The sequence below is a fragment of the Synechococcus sp. MIT S9509 genome (assembly GCF_047303035.1).
Classification (GTDB): Bacteria; Cyanobacteriota; Cyanobacteriia; order PCC-6307; family Cyanobiaceae; genus Synechococcus_C.
Genome location: NZ_CP138940.1, coordinates 2220490 through 2236377, shown reverse-complemented (window position 1 = coordinate 2236377; position 15888 = coordinate 2220490). Strand labels below are relative to the sequence as shown.

The window sequence follows — 15888 nt, the reverse complement described above, 5'->3', positions numbered from 1 at the left end:
CTTCAGCGATGTCATGGCCGGGTTCGGACTTCCCAATTTTGGACAGCTCACCGAAGCCTTCCGTAAGGCACAGCAAATCCAACAGGATGCCCAGAAGCTGCAGGAGGAGCTCGATGCCATGGAGATCGAAGGCAGCAGTGAAGACGGACGCGCCCGCATCTGGCTCTCAGGCAACCAGCAGCCGCTGCGTGTGACATTGGATCCCAGCCTGCTGAGCGAAGGACAGGAGGCAGCTGAAGCCGCCACACTTGCCGCCCTTCAGTCCGCTTATGAAAACTCCACCGGCACCATGAAAGAACGGATGCAGGAGCTCACGGGCGGCCTCGATCTCAACCTGCCCGGAATGGGCGGTTGATCTCGAGAAGTTCCTCCACCGCTTTGCGATACATCGGATAGCGCTCCCAGTCGCGTGTCACACCACAACCTGGCTCATCCCTGTGCAAGCAATCACGGAAACGGCAGGGATGCCGGTCGAGCTGCACTCGGAGCTCCGGAAACAGCACTTCCAGATTGGAGACATCATCCGGTAGCTCCGGTCGGTTGAATCCCGGAGTGTCAGCAACCCTTGAGCCAGAGGTAATCGCATGCAATTCCACATGACGTGTGGTGTGACGCCCCCTCTGCAGGCGACCCGACACTTCACCCACCCGTAATGCCAATCCGGGCAGGAGGCCATTCAGCAGCGAACTTTTGCCCACCCCCGAGGGACCGCACAGCACCGAGATCGGAACGGTCGCCAACTGCGCTCGCAGTTCGTCGAACCCCATTCCAGAGCGAGCCGAAACAAGAATCGGGTCATAGCCCCATCCATGCAGGCGTTGCTGCAGTTGCGACAAAGCGGCGGAGTCCAGCAGATCGCACTTGGTCAACACAAGCAAAACCTGCAATCCGGTCTTCTCAGCAGTGAGCAGGAACCTGCTGACCTGATCGGCATCAAAAGCAGGTTGCTCAACCGCAACCGCGACGAGGATGCAGGAGGCATTGGCCACGGGAGGTCGAACCAGAAAACTGCTGCGAGGATCCACTTCCGCAACCACTGCCCTGGCGTGATCACGGTCAATGGCTTCGACTCCAACGCGATCACCCACGTGGACCGCGGCTCCACGATGGTTCAGTCGGGTGCGACGTGTGCAGAGAAGACGAGGAGGAACATCAACGGGCGGAGCCTCAAGTTCCACATCGAGGTAGTTGGCCTGCAGTGCAACGACCATGCCCGGATGCAGCTCATGGCTAAGCACCGGCACAGATGATCTTCAGACGCACCTGAACATCAGAAAGACGCTCCACGAAGACCTGATGACCATCACGACGCAGTCCAGGAACCACCATCTCTTCAGGCTCGCCTGGGTCAAGATCCACCTGCAGACACTGTCCGGTGGTCATGCTCTCAAGAGTGAGCCGACAGCGAATGAAATTGAGCGGACAGGGCGTCCCACAAAGATCGAGCTGGTGATCGGGGTGACGTTCCGTCATGGTCAGCGCTGTCCGAACAGACGCGCAAACAATCCACTCTTGTGGTGATGGTGCTGTTCTCCCCTGGCGGAATGATGTCCAGCGAGCTCCTCAAGCAGTTTCCTCTCCTCTTGATTGAGCCGGGTGGGAAGCTTCACGTTGACCGTGATGCGTTGATTTCCCCGAGCCACAGGATTTCCCAGCTTGGGAATGCCCTTGTTCTCCAGAGTGAGAACGGCATTGGGTTGAGTTCCTGCAGGAATCTCAAGGCTTGTAGGGCCGTCCACCGTGTCCACCTCGATGGTGTCGCCGAGAATCGCCTGCAGGTAGCTCACCTTCACTTCGGAATGAACCGTCAAACCGTCCCTCTGCAAAGAAGGGTGGGCTTTAACGGTCAGGAACACATACAAGTCGCCTGAGGGACCTCCGCGTAAGCCGGCATTACCCTCACCAGCCACTCTTAAGCGGGTACCGGTGTCAACACCGGCTGGGATGTTGATGCGCAGCTTTTTGCGGATCTGATTCACTCCCTGACCGCCACAGGCATTGCAGGGATCAGCAATCACCTGGCCACTGCCGGTGCAGGTGGGACATTCCGCCACCTGGGTGAAACTGCCGAAAGGAGTCCTGGTTGCCCGGCGCACCTGACCAACACCTCCACAGGTGGAACAGGTGGTGGGACCACTGCCGCTTTTGGCACCGCTTCCGGAGCAGGTGGTGCAGGTTTCCAGGTGAGGTACACGAATCTCACGCTCCTGTCCGAACACCCCCTGATCAAAATCGATCGTGAGGTCGTAGCGCAGGTCATCCCCCTGCTGAGGACCACGGCGACGTTGTTGACGGCCACCGCCTGCGGCTCCACCGAACCCGCTGAAGAAGGTTTCAAAAATATCGGCGAAACCACCCATGTCGCCCATGTCGGGCATTCCGGCGGCACCACCAAGCCCCGCCTCGCCGAATTGGTCGTAGCGACCACGGGTCTGGGGATCGCTGAGTACCTCGTAGGCACGGCCTATCTCCTTGAAGCGATCCTCGGCGCCAGGTTCCTTGTTGATGTCAGGGTGATATTGGCGAGCCAGTCGCCGATAGGCCCTTTTGAGGGTGTCGGCATCCGCATCCCTGCTGACACCAAGCAGCTCGTAATAATCGGCCATCAGCTTGACATCCCGGAGATCACAGTAAAAGCAGGGGGCTGATCAACCGTTGTCATCACCTGAAGCCTCCCCATCAGACGCTGCCTCGGCATCAGGGGTAGACGTCTCGCCGCTGGCATCCTGTTGCGGACCTGGCCCCATCGAAACCTTGACCATGGCGTGACGCAGGACACGGCCGTCGAGGTGATAGCCGCGCTGAAGCTCCTCAATCACCACATCCTCAGGATGCTCCTCACTGGGCTCACGCAACACAGCCTCATGCAGGGTTGGATCAAACTCCTGACCGACCACTCGCATCGGAGCCACACCCAGCTGTTTGAGGACCTCAACCAGCTGTTTGTAAAGCCCCTGATAGCTGCGGTGAAGCGCCTGGGCTTCTTCAGTCTGAGGATCGAGCTGCTGACGGGCACGCTCGAAGTTATCCACAACCGGAAGGATTTCGCTGAGGGTGCTGCAGATGAGCTGCAGTTTGAGGTCATCCTGATCGCGACTCTGGCGCTTGCGAAAGTTGTCGAAGTCGGCTGCGATACGCACGTACTGACCGCGCAAGACTTCATGCTCTTCTCTGAGCGCGGAATGCTCCTTCTCGAGCTGCTCAAGACGGGTCTCATTGTCGACGGACTGGGTACCTGACTCCGATTCGACAGCACCTGCGGCTGACGCTGCCTCCTCAACGACTGATGTCGTTTCCAGAGTTTCGTTTGTTGTCACGGCAGGTTGCTGGCCGTCGGAACCAGCCGATGACGGATCCTGCGCTGGGGTGGAAGCATCGCCACTCATGCTGACCGGTTGCGAATTCACGTCTAGACATGTTGATAGGTGAGGCAGTCCTCCCACAAGCGGGGGAAGCCCGCACCTTTCTGCGAATTGAAGCCGTGAGCGACGACCGTCGGCATCTGGAACTGGAACTTCTGCTGCAGCGAGCCATTCCAGGCGATTTCGGCATCGCTGATCAACCTGTTCTGCTCGAGGAACTGGCGACGATGGGATTTGATCCTGCTCGTCACGCTGCGCTCGCCGAAAGCCTGAGAAAGCTGCTCGACAACAACCTCCCGTTGAGCGATGAAGCACTCCCCCTCAAACCACCCATCACGGAAACACCGCCAAGACATATCGAGGTCTTGCCGGGACCCATGACCTCAGTTTCAAACGCTGCAGAGGCCGAAACCGTTGCCGAGACGGCTACCTCCTATCTGAGGGATTTCAACGTCAATGGGGTGCTGGAAGCTGATCCCGACGAGAAGGATGCCGACTCCTCAAAACCCGCGGATCTTGAATCGGGGCTCAACGATGCGGAACGCTCACCGGTGATCGATCTGGTGGATCGCATCCTGATGCAGGCCCTCGAACTGGGTGCCAGCGATATCCATGTGGAGCCTCAACAGGCCGGACTCCAGCTGCGCTTTCGTCAGGACGGGGTGCTGCAGAGCCAGATCGAACCTCTGCCCAGTCGGATGGTGCCTGCGGTGACCTCCAGATTCAAGATCATGGCGGAACTGGACATCGCCGAACGCCGGCTTCCCCAGGACGGCCGCATTCGCCGCCGCTTCCAGAACAGGACAGTGGATTTCAGGGTCAACAGTCTGCCGAGCCGCTATGGGGAAAAAATCGTTCTGCGGCTTCTGGACAGCTCGGCCACCCAGCTGGGTCTCGACAAACTCATTTCCAATGCTGACGCCCTGAATCTGGTGCGCACCTTGGGATCCAAGCCCTTCGGAATGATCCTGGTCACAGGACCGACTGGATCCGGTAAGTCGACAACGCTGTATTCCCTGCTGGCGGAGCGCAACGAACCAGGAATCAACATCTCCACCATTGAGGACCCCATCGAATACACGCTGCCAGGCATCACCCAGTGTCAGGTGAATAGGGAGAAGGGATTTGACTTCAGCCAGGCACTGAGGGCCTTCATGCGCCAGGACCCGGACGTGCTGCTGGTGGGCGAAACGCGCGATCTGGAAACCGCGAAAACAGCCATCGAAGCCGCACTCACCGGTCACCTGGTGCTGACCACCCTTCACTGCAACGATGCTCCCAGCGCCATCGCCCGTCTCGATGAGATGGGTGTGGAGCCTTTCATGGTCAGCGCCTCACTGATCGGGATCGTCTCCCAGCGTCTGCTCCGACGGGTCTGCTCGACTTGCAGGATCGCCTACCGGCCTGATCCCCAAGAACTGGGTCGTTTCGGCCTGATGGCGAGCAATGAAGCGAACGTGAGCTTTTTCAGAGCCAACCACCATGAAGGGCAGGCCAACCCATGCCCCCATTGCCAGGGCAGTGGTTACAAGGGACGCGTGGGGGTCTACGAAGTGCTGCGCATGAATGAAGCTCTCGCGGCCGCCGTAGCCAAGGGCGCCACCACAGACATGGTGCGACAGCTCGCTCTGGAGGGAGGGATGAAAACCTTGCTGGGTTACAGCCTTGACCTGGTGAGGGAGGGACACACGACCCTGGAGGAAGTGGGCAGGATGGTTCTCACAGACGCCGGGCTGGAATCGGAACGACGCGCACGCGCTCTCAGCACCCTCACCTGCCATGGCTGTGGTGGCGGACTCCAGGAAGGTTGGCTGGAATGTCCCTACTGCCTGACACCACGTCACTGAGGACGAAGCGATGGAGCTGATGATCGAGGACCTGATGCAGGAACTGGTGAAAAACGGAGGCAGTGACCTGCATATCGCCAGCGGCCAGCCCCCCTACGGACGTTTCAGCGGCAAGCTGCGGCCGATGCGTGATGCAGCTCTGCCGGAGGAGAGCTGTAACCGACTGATCTTCTCGATGCTCAACAACAGCCAACGCAAGACGCTTGAGCAGACATGGGAACTCGACTGCGCCTACGGACTCAAGGGCGTTGCCCGCTTCCGGGTGAATGTGTATCGCCAGAAAGGAAGCTATGCGGCCTGCCTGCGAGCACTGGGAAGCACAATCCCAAGCATCGAAATGCTGAATCTGCCTCCGGTGGTGGTGGAAACCAGTCAACGACCGCGGGGGCTCGTTTTGGTGACTGGACCCACAGGCTCAGGCAAGACAACCACCCTGGCCGCATTGCTGGATCACATCAACCACAGCCGGGCCGAACACATCCTCACCATCGAAGATCCGATCGAGTTTGTTTACAAAAGCGATCGCAGCCTGGTGCACCAGCGTCAGCTCAATGAGGACACTCGCAGCTTTGGAAATGCACTCAGAGCAGCCCTGCGGGAAGACCCCGACGTGATCCTGGTCGGAGAGATGCGCGACCTGGAAACCATTCAGCTGGCCATCACCGCCGCGGAGACCGGTCACCTCGTCTTCGGCACTCTGCACACCAGTTCCGCTGCCCAGACGGTGGACCGCATGGTGGATGTGTTTCCTCCCGGCCAGCAGACCCAGATCCGTGTGCAACTCTCCGGAAGCCTGTTGGCGGTGTTTTCCCAGACGCTTTGCCAACGCAACAACCCCGCTCCAGGTCAGTTCGGCCGAGTGATGGCTCAGGAAATCATGATCAACACCCCTGCCATTGCCAACCTGATCCGCGAGGGCAAGACCGCTCAGCTGTATTCACAGATTCAGACCGGCGGCGAGCTGGGGATGCAGACCCTGGAAAAAGCACTGGCGAATCTGGTGAAAAACAACACAATCACCAAAACGGAAGCCCTATCCAAAGCCTCCAAAGAAGGCGAACTGGATCGGCTGATCAGCTCTCCTTGAGTCATGGGCGACTATCGCGCGGTCTATCTCAATCGCACTGGACAGAAAGTCAGCATCACCTTGAAAGCAGATGACATCCAGATCGCGAAACGACAACTCAGGCGCCGTGGATGCAAACCGATTCAAATTGAACCCTGTGATGAGACTGCCCAGCAGGGGAAAACCAGCACACGACGATTTCAGGCTCGATGCCTGACCCTGCGTGGCAATGAACGCCATGTGACCATCGATTCCACCTCCGCAGACGACGCACGCAGGCAATTGCGGCGCAGCGGGTTGCGTGTTCAGGACATCAGCCTGTCAACAACAACTGTCGGTAAACAGGCTGAGGAAAACGATCAGAACAACGCCCGGGGTCTCTTGCAATCGCTTGAAGAGGCTTTCCAAAAACCTCCCGGAGTGAAGCAGAAGGCCGTTTGGGCCAGCAAGCTTGCGGCGCTTGTGAATGCAGGGGTCCCCATCGTGCGCAGCCTCGATCTGATGACCAGCCAGCAGAAGCTGCCGATGTTCAAAAAAGCACTCACTGCAGTGGGCAGGGAAGTGAACCAGGGCACTGCGATGGGCAGTGCGATGCGTCAGTGGCCCAAGGTTTTCGACCAGCTCACTGTGGCCATGGTGGAAGCCGGTGAAGCTGGCGGGGTGCTGGATGAATCGCTGAAAAGGCTCGCCAAGCTGCTTGAAGACAATGCCCGGCTGCAGAACCAGATCAAAGGTGCCCTGGGCTATCCAGTGGCGGTGCTGGTGATCGCCATCCTGGTGTTTCTGGGAATGACCATCTTCCTGATCCCCACATTTGCTGGAATCTTCGAGGATCTCGGCGCTGAACTGCCGCTGTTCACCCAGCTGATGGTGGACCTGAGCAAACTGCTGCGCTCATCAGCAGCTCTGGTGTTCGCCGGTGGTCTCCTGGTGGCTGTGTGGCTGTTCAGCCGCTACTACGCGACCCATAACGGCAGACGCGTGGTCGACCGGTTGATGCTGAAGCTGCCGCTGTTCGGAGAACTGATCATGAAGACCGCAACCGCTCAGTTCTGCAGGATCTTCAGCTCGCTGAGCCGAGCAGGGGTACCGATCCTGATGTCACTGGAGATCTCCAGTGAAACGGCAGGCAATTCGATCATTTCCGACGCGATCCTCGACTCGAGAGCGCTGGTTCAGGAAGGAGTGCTGCTGAGCACGGCGCTGACACGACAGAAAGTGTTGCCCGAAATGGCCCTGAGCATGCTCTCAATCGGTGAGGAAACCGGGGAGATGGACCAGATGCTCAGCAAAGTGGCTGACTTCTATGAGGATGAGGTTTCTGCGTCTGTGAAGGCGCTCACCTCAATGTTGGAACCAGCGATGATCGTTGTGGTGGGTGGCATTGTTGGCTCGATCCTTCTGGCGATGTATCTGCCGATGTTCACCGTATTTGATCAGATTCAGTGACGCAAAGCGGGGACTAGGTGGCGGCAATGGCCTGGCCGGCAAGCCAGCCTCCACTCCAGCAGGCCTGGAAGTTGAACCCTCCGGTGACACCATCCACATCGAGCAGTTCACCCGCGACATACAGCCCTGAACAGCGACGGCTTTCCATCGTGGCCAGATTCACCTCCCCCAGGGCCACGCCACCAGCAGTGACGAACTCCTCACCAAATGGGCCCCGGCCCTGAATCAGCAGACGCTGAGCGCAGAGAATATCGACGAGCTGACGCTCAGCCTTCAACGGCAGATCCGCCCAGCGGCGCTCATCCTCGACAGCAACCTCATGCAAGAAGGCCTGCCACAAGCGTCGCGGCAGATGCTCAAACGGTTTGGCTGAAACCACGGTGCGTCTGGCTTTCTCCAACCGCCACTGCCGGAGTACCTGCTCCACACCCTTGCGGCCCAGACCGCCACTCCAGTCAACCTTCAGTTCGCCCTTGTAGTGGCATTGATAAAGAGCCCGGGCAGCAAAAGCGGAGAGTCGCAGCGTTGCGGGACCACTAAGACCTCGGTGGGTGATCAGCACCCGACCGGTTTGTCTGAAGCGCTGATCACCGAGCTTCAGATCAAGGCTCACGTCATCAAGGGCAATGCCGCTGCAAGAGGCAAGTGCTTTGGTGTGCAGCGAAAGGCTGAACAGAGAAGGAACCGGCGGCACCACTTGATGACCGAGGGACTCCGCGAGTTTTCGACCACTGGGATGACCACCGGTGGCCAGCATCACCTTGCAAGCCTTCAGTGGCTGATCAAGCCCGCGCCCATCAACCAAAAAAACACCATCCGTCTGCAGCGCAACCCGTTGCACCATCACCTTGGTCCGAAGCTGCACGCCCACCTCAGTCGCGGCGTTCTGCAAGCATTGAATCACCGCCTCCGAACGGTTCTGCTGCGGAAACATGCGTCCGTCTGGTTCCTCAACAAGCGTGAGGCCATGGTCATCGAACCAGGCGATCGCATCACCACAAGCGAAACGACTGAATGGGCCCCGCAACGGTCGACTACCACGCGGGTAATGGCTGGAGAGTTCAACGGGATCCCAGCAGGCATGCGTGACATTGCAGCGACCACCACCGCTGATGCGCACCTTATGCAGCGGCTCCGGGGTGGCCTCAAGAACCGCAACCCGACGCAGACCCTGTTCTGCAGCGGTGATCGCTGCCATGTAACCGGCAGGACCACCACCGATCACAATCAGATCAAGCGGGCTGGAAGCGCAGGGCGACGCCGTTGTTGCAGTAGCGCTTGCCGGTGGGCCTGGGACCGTCATTGAACACATGACCCTGGTGGCCGCCACAGCGGCTGCAGTGGTATTCCGTGCGAGGAACAATCAACTTGAAATCTACTTTCGTGGCGATGGCACCCGGCAAGGGCTGCCAGAAGCTTGGCCAACCTGTGCCACTGTCGAACTTGGCCTGCGACGAAAACAGCGAAAGTTCGCATCCAGCGCAGCAATAGGTACCGGATCTCTTCTCGCTGTTGAGCTCACTGCTGAAAGGGGGCTCGGTGCCTTCCCTGCGAAGCACCTGATACGAATCAGGCGACAAACGTTTCCTCCATTCCTGATCGGAAAGATCCCACTTGGAATCCGACGCATCGGAAGCGGCGGAAACCTGCTTCGGAGCACGAAAAACACCGACCAGCCCCGAAACCGTGGCGACCAGCATGGAACGTCTGCTCAGCAGCCACTTTTCGAAGGTGGAGGGCATCACGGATGTCACATCTTTGCTGAAACCGTTCTAGACAACTCGGAACCAGGAACCAGGCAGCATGGAGGGATGGATTCCCTCACCAGAACCGATCGGGAACCTTGCTGGCGCTTCAGCATCGCTCCGATGCTGGACTGCACAGACCGGCATTACCGACAGCTGATGCGCCAGATCAGCTGTCAAGCACTGCTGTACAGCGAAATGGTGGTGGCCCAGGCGCTTCACTACACCAAGCGACGGGAGCGCCTGCTCGACTTCGATGTGGAGGAGCATCCGATCGCCCTGCAAATCGGCGGTGATCAGCCTCAATTACTCGCCGAGGCTGCTCGCATGGCAGCGGACTGGGGTTATGACGAGATCAACCTCAATGTGGGCTGCCCAAGCCCTCGGGTTCAGGCCGGCAATTTCGGAGCCTGCCTGATGGCGGAACCCGAACGCGTGGCCCGCTGCGTGGAAGCGATGGTGTCCGCCACTGCCCTGCCGGTGACGGTGAAACACCGTGTTGGTATTGATCATCTCGATAGCGACACCCTGCTCACTGCTTTTGTGGATCAGGTGGCCGCGGCCGGCGCCTCCCGCTTCAGCGTGCATGCGCGCAAAGCCTGGCTGGATGGCCTCGATCCAAAACAGAACCGCACGATTCCTCCGTTGCAGCACGAGCGGGTGATCGCGCTCAAACAACGAAGACCTGAGCTCAAGATCGAGCTGAACGGCGGACTCGACACTCCGGAACAATGCCTCTCTGCTCTGAATCACTGCGACGGCGCGATGGTTGGCAGAGCCGCCTATGCCCATCCTCTGCGCTGGGCAACGGTGGATGCACTGATTTATGGCGATGCACCAAAGACTGTGAAAGCTTCGGACGTGATCACAGGCCTGATGCCCCATGCCGAACGCCACCTGAAACGGGGGGGCCGACTGTGGGATCTCTGCCGCCACCTTGTGCAGCTGGTGGAAGGGGTTCCGGGTGCCCGTCACTGGCGTCGCGAGCTCAGTCAGCAAGCCCAGAGCTCAGGTGCTGACCTAAGAGTGCTGGAACATTCAACCCGGCAGCTCACAGATGCCGGGCTCTAACGGTGAACTAAACAGATCGGTTGCTCAGCCTTCGGCGCCGCCGTAACCGCCGTAATCATCTCCACCACCATCACCGCTGCCGCCATAACCGCTGCTTCCACCATCATTCTGGGAAGCACCACCCCGACGGCGACTACGGCGACCGTCTTCAAAACCACCGCCATAAGGAGATCCAGACTGGTCTCCACCGCCAGCAGCTCCGCCACCGCTGTAACCGCCACCGGACGAGCCGCCTCCATAACTGCGATCTTCCCAACCACGGGCACCGGAGCGTCGATCGCCGCCGCCGCCGCCGTAGCCACCACCACCGCCGCCGTAGCCACCGCCGCCGCCGCCGTAGCCACCACCACCGCCGCCGTAGCCACCGCCGCCACGACGAGGTGCACTGCCGCGAGGCTCAGCCTTGTTGATGCGTAGGGGACGCCCCATTAACTCAGCGCCCTGCAGAGCTTCGATCGCCGCGGCCTCCGCCGCTTCATCGACCATCTCCACGAAGGCGAAACCACGTTTGCGACCGGTGTCACGCTCAAGAGGAAGGGCACAGTTCGTGACCTCTCCGTGAGCGGCAAACAGTTCGATCACGTCTTCCTGCTCAGCGCGGAAGGGCAGATTGCCGACAAAAATGCTCACTTGACTGCTGGACCTGAAGAGAAAGGACCCAATCGGATCAGACAAGCCATCGGTTCAGGGTCCACTGAGGGATCAATAGCCTCTGGCATTCACAGGTTAGACCCGGTCTCGCGAAATGATCAGTGATTCGCTAATCCAAGCCGATCGCTCCAGAGTGCAAGCTGCTCTTCGACCCGAGCAAACCCAGTGCCACCCTCACTGAGGCGAGCGGCAACAACCTGCCGAGGTGCGAGAGCATCAAACAGGTCGGCGTCAATGGAGGGGTGAAACTGTCGCCAGCGTTCAAGGCTCAGATCACGCAGCAAAAGCCCATCGCTCAGGCACTGTTTCACCACCGATCCAACAATCTGATAAGCCTCGCGGAAAGGAACCTGTCGAGCCACCAGATAATCGGCTACATCGGTGGCATTGGAGAAATCAGAACCGACAGCGGCTTCCAGCCGATCAGGACGAAAGCTCAGACCCTCCTCGATCAGAATCGTCATCGCCTCGAGGCACTGGAAGCTGGTGTTCACCACATCAAAAAGAGCTTCCTTGTCTTCCTGAAAATCCTTGTTGTAGGCCAGCGGCAGCCCCTTGATCATGGTCAGCAATCCCTGCAGATGTCCGAACACCCGGCCGCACTTGCCGCGAACCAGTTCAGGAACATCAGGATTTTTCTTCTGCGGCATGAGGCTGCTGCCGGTGGCGCATCGATCACTCAGACGCACAAATCCGCATTCCTCGGAAGCCCAGAAGATCACCTCCTCGGCCAGACGACTGAGATGCACCATCAACAACGAAGCGGCAGCTGAAAACTCCACAGCGAAATCACGGTCACTGACAGCATCCAGGCTGTTGGCATAAATCCCTTCGAAGTCCAAGGCTGCGGCGGTGCTGTGCCGATCAATCGGCACAGGCGTTCCAGCCAGGGCTGCGGCACCCAACGGCGAGCAGTTGACGCGCTTGCGCACATCCTGAAACCGTTGACGATCGCGCTCGAGCATCTCCACATAAGCAAGCAGATGGTGCGCCAGACACACGGGCTGCGCCCTCTGTAGGTGGGTGTAACCGGGAATCAGCGTGTTGCGGTGATCAAGCGCCTGACGCAGCAAAGCGGTCTGAAACAGCCGCACCAGCGGGTCCAGCTCATCGATGCGACGGCGAAGCCACAGACGCAGATCCGTGCCCACCTGATCATTGCGGCTGCGTCCTGTATGCAACTTTTTTCCCACAGGCCCGCGCAGGGCAATCAAACGACGCTCTACTGCAAAGTGCACATCCTCATCGTCGATGCCGGGATTGAAGCTGCCGGCAGCCGCTTCCGCGCGGATCTGTTCCAGACCGCTGCAGAGCTGATCCGCTTCCGCCTGGTCGATAACGCCGCAGTCGGCCAACATGCGGGCATGGGCCACTGAACCATCAAGATCCTCCTGCAGAAGGGTGATGTCAAAGCCGATCGAGGCATTGAACCGTTCGATCGCCGGATGCAGTCCCTGTTCGAACCGATCACTCCAGGTGGCGGAGCCTCCGCCCGTCACTCCACCGGCCATCGTCCACCCTCAACACAGACCCATTCAGCTTGTCAGGCCGGAGACCGTGGAACCGATGGCAACATCACCTCTTCCCGAACCTTGAGAACCACCATCGAGGCATCATCCTCGAGTTGTCTGTCCGCCCCCACAAAACGATCGAGACGACTGAACAACTGATCAAGAATTCCCTGCGAGCCCGTGCCCGAACGACAGGCAGTCTCGAGGTTGCGGATCAGGCGCGCTTCATCAAAGCGATCTCCGGTCAGGCCCGGAGCCTCGGTCACGCCATCGGTGTAATACAGCAGCACATCGCCGGGCTCGAGCACCGTGGAACCACTTCCGTATTCAGCCTCAGGCTGCAGACCGATCAACAGACCTGGTGCATCCAGCCGACTGATGCAGCGCTGCTGTGCCCGCCAGATCAAAGGGGGATTGTGAGCTGCATTGGCAAAGCGAAGCCGTCGCGTTCGCGGATCAAAGTCCGAATAAAAGAGAGTCACAAAGCGATGGGACTGGGACAGATCCTCAAGCGCGAGCTGGTTGAGATCATGAAGAATGCGGTCCGGCGGTAATCCGCTCAGCACTTCCGCACGCAACATGCCGCGCAGCATCGTCATCAGCAGGCCGGCTGGAACGCCCTTACCCATCACATCGCCCATCACCAGCGACCAGCGACCTCGCTCTCGCCGTCGACCGATCAACTCCGGACGAGTGGGGATGAAGTCGTAGTAATCGCCACCCACCTGAAAGGCAGGACGGCAACGGGCCGCGAGTTCGACACCCTCAATCACCGGACAATGATCCGGCAACAACTGGGCCTGAATCTCGGCACCGATGCTGAGCTGGCGATCCATTCGCTCATGCAGACGGGCCTCCTGGAGCATCTGATCGTTTTCGATCGCAACACCGGTGAGATCCGCCACGAGCTGCACATTGCGACGGTGAGAATCACTCCAGACCAGCGAGCCAGACGTGTTGAACACATAGAGACGTCCACGCTGGCGACCTCTGGCCACCAGTGACGTTGCGAACACACCAGCAGATCCGAGATGACTTTGCACCAGTCGATCAAGGCCGAGCACCAGAGCATCATCGGAACCGAACCCGGTGGAACGTCCAGGCTCATGGTTGATCACCGCCTGCAACAACGTCTCCGATCGCAAGACGGAGAGCATCTGCAACTGGTCAGTCCACAGACGCCCGTCAGGGTGATAAGGGATGAGCAATGCACCATCAACCCCCACCAGACGAGCTGCCACCACTGGCACAAGCTCAAGAAACCGCTTGAGGTTGGTGAAACTGCGCAGAGCGAAGCCGATCGAAACCAGCAGCTCCTGATTGGCACGCTGTTCCTTGGAAAGACTGTCAAGCAACTGACGCAGCGACGTTGTCGCGGTCAGTGACTGAGGCCCCGAGCGAAGCGAAGAGGCCGGAAGGCGCCGGGATGGATTGCTGCTCATGGCAACCCTGGCAGTTTCCGCAAGGTAGCAACTCCGCGCTGAGAAAGCTGACTGCTTCAGATCCGCACAGCAGACAACCGTCAGCGACCCGCGAGCAGTGCTTCCACAAACTCGAAACTATTGAAGGGCCGCAGATCCCTGATTCCCTCGCCTGCACCAATAAAACGAATTGGTAAACCTGCCTCAGAAGCCACAGCCAGAGCCACTCCACCGCGTGCCGTTCCGTCGAGCTTGGTGATCACCACACCGGTGAGTCCAACGGTTTTGGCAAAGGCCATCGCCTGCTTGAGACCGTTCTGTCCCTGGCTGGCATCAAGCACGAGCAGGGATTCCACATGAGCTTCAGGAGCCAGACGATCCACAACGCGACGAATCTTCTCCAGTTCCTCCATCAGGTTGTGTTTTGTCTGAAGGCGACCGGCCGTGTCGACCAACACAAGATCCGTGCCCTTGGCTCGGGCTGCTCCAATCGCATCAAACACCACCGCCGCTGGGTCAGCATTGGAGGAAGGGTTGGCAATGACCTGCACATCACTGCGGTCTCCCCAGACCTGCACCTGCTGAACCGCAGCAGCCCTGAAGGTATCGGCTGCTGCGATCATCGCCGAATAACCACTGCGAACGGCGAGGTTGGCAAGTTTGCCAAGGGTGGTGGTCTTGCCAACACCGTTCACGCCGACCATCAGCCACACGTTGAGATGATCATGCTGCGGAGCAAGCAACTTCACGCCGCTGTCGCGCATAGGCTGGTCGAGCAGCTCACAAAGCTGTTCCTTGAGGAAGCGGATGCCTTCAGTGGGGTCCACCACCTGTTCATTCATGCGCCTTCTCAAAGCATCGAGCACCTGATCTGTGGCCTGCACTCCAGCGTCTGCGCGCAGAAGCAACGACTCGAGATCGTCAAGCACCTCCGGAGTGAGCGGGTCATCGCCGAGGTTTTCCAGCAGACCTGTGACAAAACCCTGACGGGTCTTTTCAAGGCCCTGACGGAGACGGCCAAGCCAATCGATCTCTTCAAGGGTGATCTGATCAGCCCGAACACCCTGGGCGGCAAGAACCTCCGCTGACCAGGTGAACGTTTCGTCGAACTCGCCGAGACTGGGCTCATCGGACTGATCAGCGGTCTGCTGGGGCTCAACAGGCGCAGGCTTGACCTGCTCAGCAGCGACAGGGGTCGGAGCCTGTTCCAACTGCTGCTGTCGTTGCTGCCGCTGGGCCGCTGCCTGTTCAAGCAGAGACAGTCCTGGTGCCGGAGCATTACCAGCAACATCAACAGGTGCAGTCGGCTGCTGAGATAAAGACGGCTGTTGCTCTGCAGATGGCTGTGCTGAGTCTGGCTCTGATGCTGGGACCACAGATTCAGGCGCAGATGGCTCGGGAGCCAACGCAATCGGTTCGGGAGTCAAAGGTTCAGCCGTCACGGACGCTTCCAGCGCCACTGACTGCGTGGTCTTCCCAAGCTCCTTCTGGGCTTTCAGGCGGGCATAGGCCTGCCGTGCCCACTCAAGCGGGTCATCCTCAGCAGAAGCATCGGAGGACTGATCCGTTGACTCCTGCAGGGATTGAGCAGCAGAAGGCTCGGATTCGGACTGCGCAGATTCCTGGACCGATGCGCTTTCTTCGGAACTGTCCTGAGCGGTTGCAGGATCGAGAGGCTGCTCAGACTTCGATGGCTGCTCAGGGGGTTGGGGTGCCTCGGAACTTCGATTGAACCAGTCGTAAACCATGCGGATAAAAGCAGCGC

The 15888-nt window shown here is 59.2% G+C and carries 15 protein-coding genes; 5 read left to right on the top strand and 10 right to left on the bottom strand.

The window, feature by feature from the left end; translation table 11 throughout:
- Positions 1-13: 13 nt before the first annotated feature.
- Entirely contained in the window at positions 14-355 is a 342-nt protein-coding gene (locus tag SIB73_RS12660) for a YbaB/EbfC family nucleoid-associated protein (RefSeq protein WP_413404601.1), read from the top strand.
- Here SIB73_RS12660 and rsgA read toward each other — a convergent pair.
- Genes rsgA through grpE form a run of 4 tightly spaced genes read right to left on the bottom strand, consistent with a single transcriptional unit; the run spans position 330 to position 3386 of the window.
- Entirely contained in the window at positions 330-1211 is an 882-nt protein-coding gene (gene rsgA / locus SIB73_RS12655; RefSeq protein WP_413404603.1) for a ribosome small subunit-dependent GTPase A, read from the bottom strand. The genes SIB73_RS12660 and rsgA overlap by 26 nt on opposite strands.
- A 19-nt stretch (positions 1212-1230) precedes the next feature.
- Positions 1231-1473 (bottom strand): sulfurtransferase TusA family protein, encoded by a 243-nt coding sequence (locus SIB73_RS12650; RefSeq protein WP_413404605.1) that lies wholly within the window; start codon positions 1471-1473, stop codon positions 1231-1233.
- A gap of 2 nt (positions 1474-1475) precedes the next feature.
- The gene (dnaJ, locus tag SIB73_RS12645) at positions 1476-2606 is read right to left on the bottom strand and encodes a molecular chaperone DnaJ (RefSeq protein WP_413404608.1); all 1131 of its coding nucleotides are present in this window, start codon (positions 2604-2606) and stop codon (positions 1476-1478) included.
- Positions 2607-2648: 42 nt separating this feature from the next.
- Positions 2649-3386 (bottom strand): nucleotide exchange factor GrpE, encoded by a 738-nt coding sequence (gene grpE / locus SIB73_RS12640; protein WP_413406182.1) that lies wholly within the window; start codon positions 3384-3386, stop codon positions 2649-2651.
- Between the two features lie 29 nt (positions 3387-3415).
- On the opposite strand from grpE, the gene SIB73_RS12635 reads away from it, so the two are divergent.
- The 3 genes from SIB73_RS12635 to SIB73_RS12625 are packed head-to-tail and all read left to right on the top strand — an operon-like array spanning position 3416 to position 7724.
- The gene (locus SIB73_RS12635; RefSeq protein ID WP_413404610.1) at positions 3416-5209 is read left to right on the top strand and encodes a GspE/PulE family protein; all 1794 of its coding nucleotides are present in this window, start codon (positions 3416-3418) and stop codon (positions 5207-5209) included.
- Positions 5210-5219: 10 nt separating this feature from the next.
- Positions 5220-6296: a type IV pilus twitching motility protein PilT gene (locus SIB73_RS12630; RefSeq protein WP_413404612.1), complete on the top strand. Its 1077-nt coding sequence runs from the start codon at positions 5220-5222 to the stop codon at positions 6294-6296.
- Between the two features lie 3 nt (positions 6297-6299).
- A complete protein-coding gene (locus SIB73_RS12625) occupies positions 6300-7724 on the top strand; it encodes a type II secretion system F family protein (protein WP_413404614.1) in 1425 nt (474 codons plus the stop codon).
- 13 nt (positions 7725-7737) lie between these two features.
- On the opposite strand, the gene SIB73_RS12620 is transcribed toward SIB73_RS12625, so the two are convergent.
- On the bottom strand, positions 7738-9027 hold the full coding sequence (locus tag SIB73_RS12620; protein WP_413404616.1) for an NAD(P)/FAD-dependent oxidoreductase: 1290 nt from the start codon (positions 9025-9027) through the stop codon (positions 7738-7740).
- Entirely contained in the window at positions 8957-9466 is a 510-nt protein-coding gene (gene msrB / locus SIB73_RS12615) for a peptide-methionine (R)-S-oxide reductase MsrB (protein WP_413404618.1), read from the bottom strand. Before msrB ends, SIB73_RS12620 begins: the two co-directional genes overlap by 71 nt.
- Positions 9467-9535: 69 nt before the next feature.
- Here msrB and dusA point away from each other — a divergent pair, with 69 nt between their 5' ends.
- Complete coding sequence (gene dusA / locus SIB73_RS12610) at positions 9536-10540, top strand: tRNA dihydrouridine(20/20a) synthase DusA (protein ID WP_413404620.1); 1005 nt, start codon at positions 9536-9538, stop codon at positions 10538-10540.
- A gap of 24 nt (positions 10541-10564) precedes the next feature.
- Here the strand turns inward: dusA and SIB73_RS12605 are convergent, their stop codons facing one another.
- From SIB73_RS12605 to ftsY, 4 genes are all read right to left on the bottom strand, one after another.
- Positions 10565-11170 carry an RNA recognition motif domain-containing protein gene (locus SIB73_RS12605; RefSeq protein ID WP_413404622.1) on the bottom strand — a complete coding sequence of 202 codons (606 nt, stop codon included), beginning with the start codon at positions 11168-11170 and terminating at the stop codon, positions 10565-10567.
- 119 nt (positions 11171-11289) lie between these two features.
- Complete coding sequence (gene argH, locus SIB73_RS12600) at positions 11290-12702, bottom strand: argininosuccinate lyase (protein ID WP_413404624.1); 1413 nt, start codon at positions 12700-12702, stop codon at positions 11290-11292.
- Positions 12703-12734: 32 nt separating this feature from the next.
- The gene (locus SIB73_RS12595) at positions 12735-14144 is read right to left on the bottom strand and encodes a PP2C family protein-serine/threonine phosphatase (protein WP_413404626.1); all 1410 of its coding nucleotides are present in this window, start codon (positions 14142-14144) and stop codon (positions 12735-12737) included.
- An 80-nt stretch (positions 14145-14224) separates the two neighbouring features.
- Positions 14225-15871, bottom strand: coding sequence for a signal recognition particle-docking protein FtsY (gene ftsY / locus SIB73_RS12590; protein ID WP_413404628.1), 1647 nt, complete (start codon positions 15869-15871; stop codon positions 14225-14227).
- Positions 15872-15888 lie beyond the last annotated feature (17 nt).

Bases quoted from the DNA above. Each gene is read 5' to 3' on its own strand.
- ftsY (WP_413404628.1), bottom strand. From the start codon at position 15,871: ATGGTTTACGACTGGTTCAATCGAAGTTCCGAGGCACCCCAACCCCCT.
- SIB73_RS12620 (WP_413404616.1), bottom strand. From the start codon at position 9,027: ATGACGGTCCCAGGCCCACCGGCAAGCGCTACTGCAACAACGGCGTCG.
- rsgA (WP_413404603.1), bottom strand. From the start codon at position 1,211: ATGGTCGTTGCACTGCAGGCCAACTACCTCGATGTGGAACTTGAGGCT.
- SIB73_RS12625 (WP_413404614.1), top strand. From the start codon at position 6,300: ATGGGCGACTATCGCGCGGTCTATCTCAATCGCACTGGACAGAAAGTC.
- SIB73_RS12660 (WP_413404601.1), top strand. From the start codon at position 14: ATGGCCGGGTTCGGACTTCCCAATTTTGGACAGCTCACCGAAGCCTTC.
- argH (WP_413404624.1), bottom strand. From the start codon at position 12,702: ATGGCCGGTGGAGTGACGGGCGGAGGCTCCGCCACCTGGAGTGATCGG.
- SIB73_RS12595 (WP_413404626.1), bottom strand. From the start codon at position 14,144: ATGAGCAGCAATCCATCCCGGCGCCTTCCGGCCTCTTCGCTTCGCTCG.
- SIB73_RS12650 (WP_413404605.1), bottom strand. From the start codon at position 1,473: ATGACGGAACGTCACCCCGATCACCAGCTCGATCTTTGTGGGACGCCC.
- grpE (WP_413406182.1), bottom strand. From the start codon at position 3,386: ATGAGTGGCGATGCTTCCACCCCAGCGCAGGATCCGTCATCGGCTGGT.
- msrB (WP_413404618.1), bottom strand. From the start codon at position 9,466: ATGCCCTCCACCTTCGAAAAGTGGCTGCTGAGCAGACGTTCCATGCTG.
- dnaJ (WP_413404608.1), bottom strand. From the start codon at position 2,606: ATGGCCGATTATTACGAGCTGCTTGGTGTCAGCAGGGATGCGGATGCC.
- dusA (WP_413404620.1), top strand. From the start codon at position 9,536: ATGGATTCCCTCACCAGAACCGATCGGGAACCTTGCTGGCGCTTCAGC.
- SIB73_RS12635 (WP_413404610.1), top strand. From the start codon at position 3,416: ATGTTGATAGGTGAGGCAGTCCTCCCACAAGCGGGGGAAGCCCGCACC.
- SIB73_RS12630 (WP_413404612.1), top strand. From the start codon at position 5,220: ATGGAGCTGATGATCGAGGACCTGATGCAGGAACTGGTGAAAAACGGA.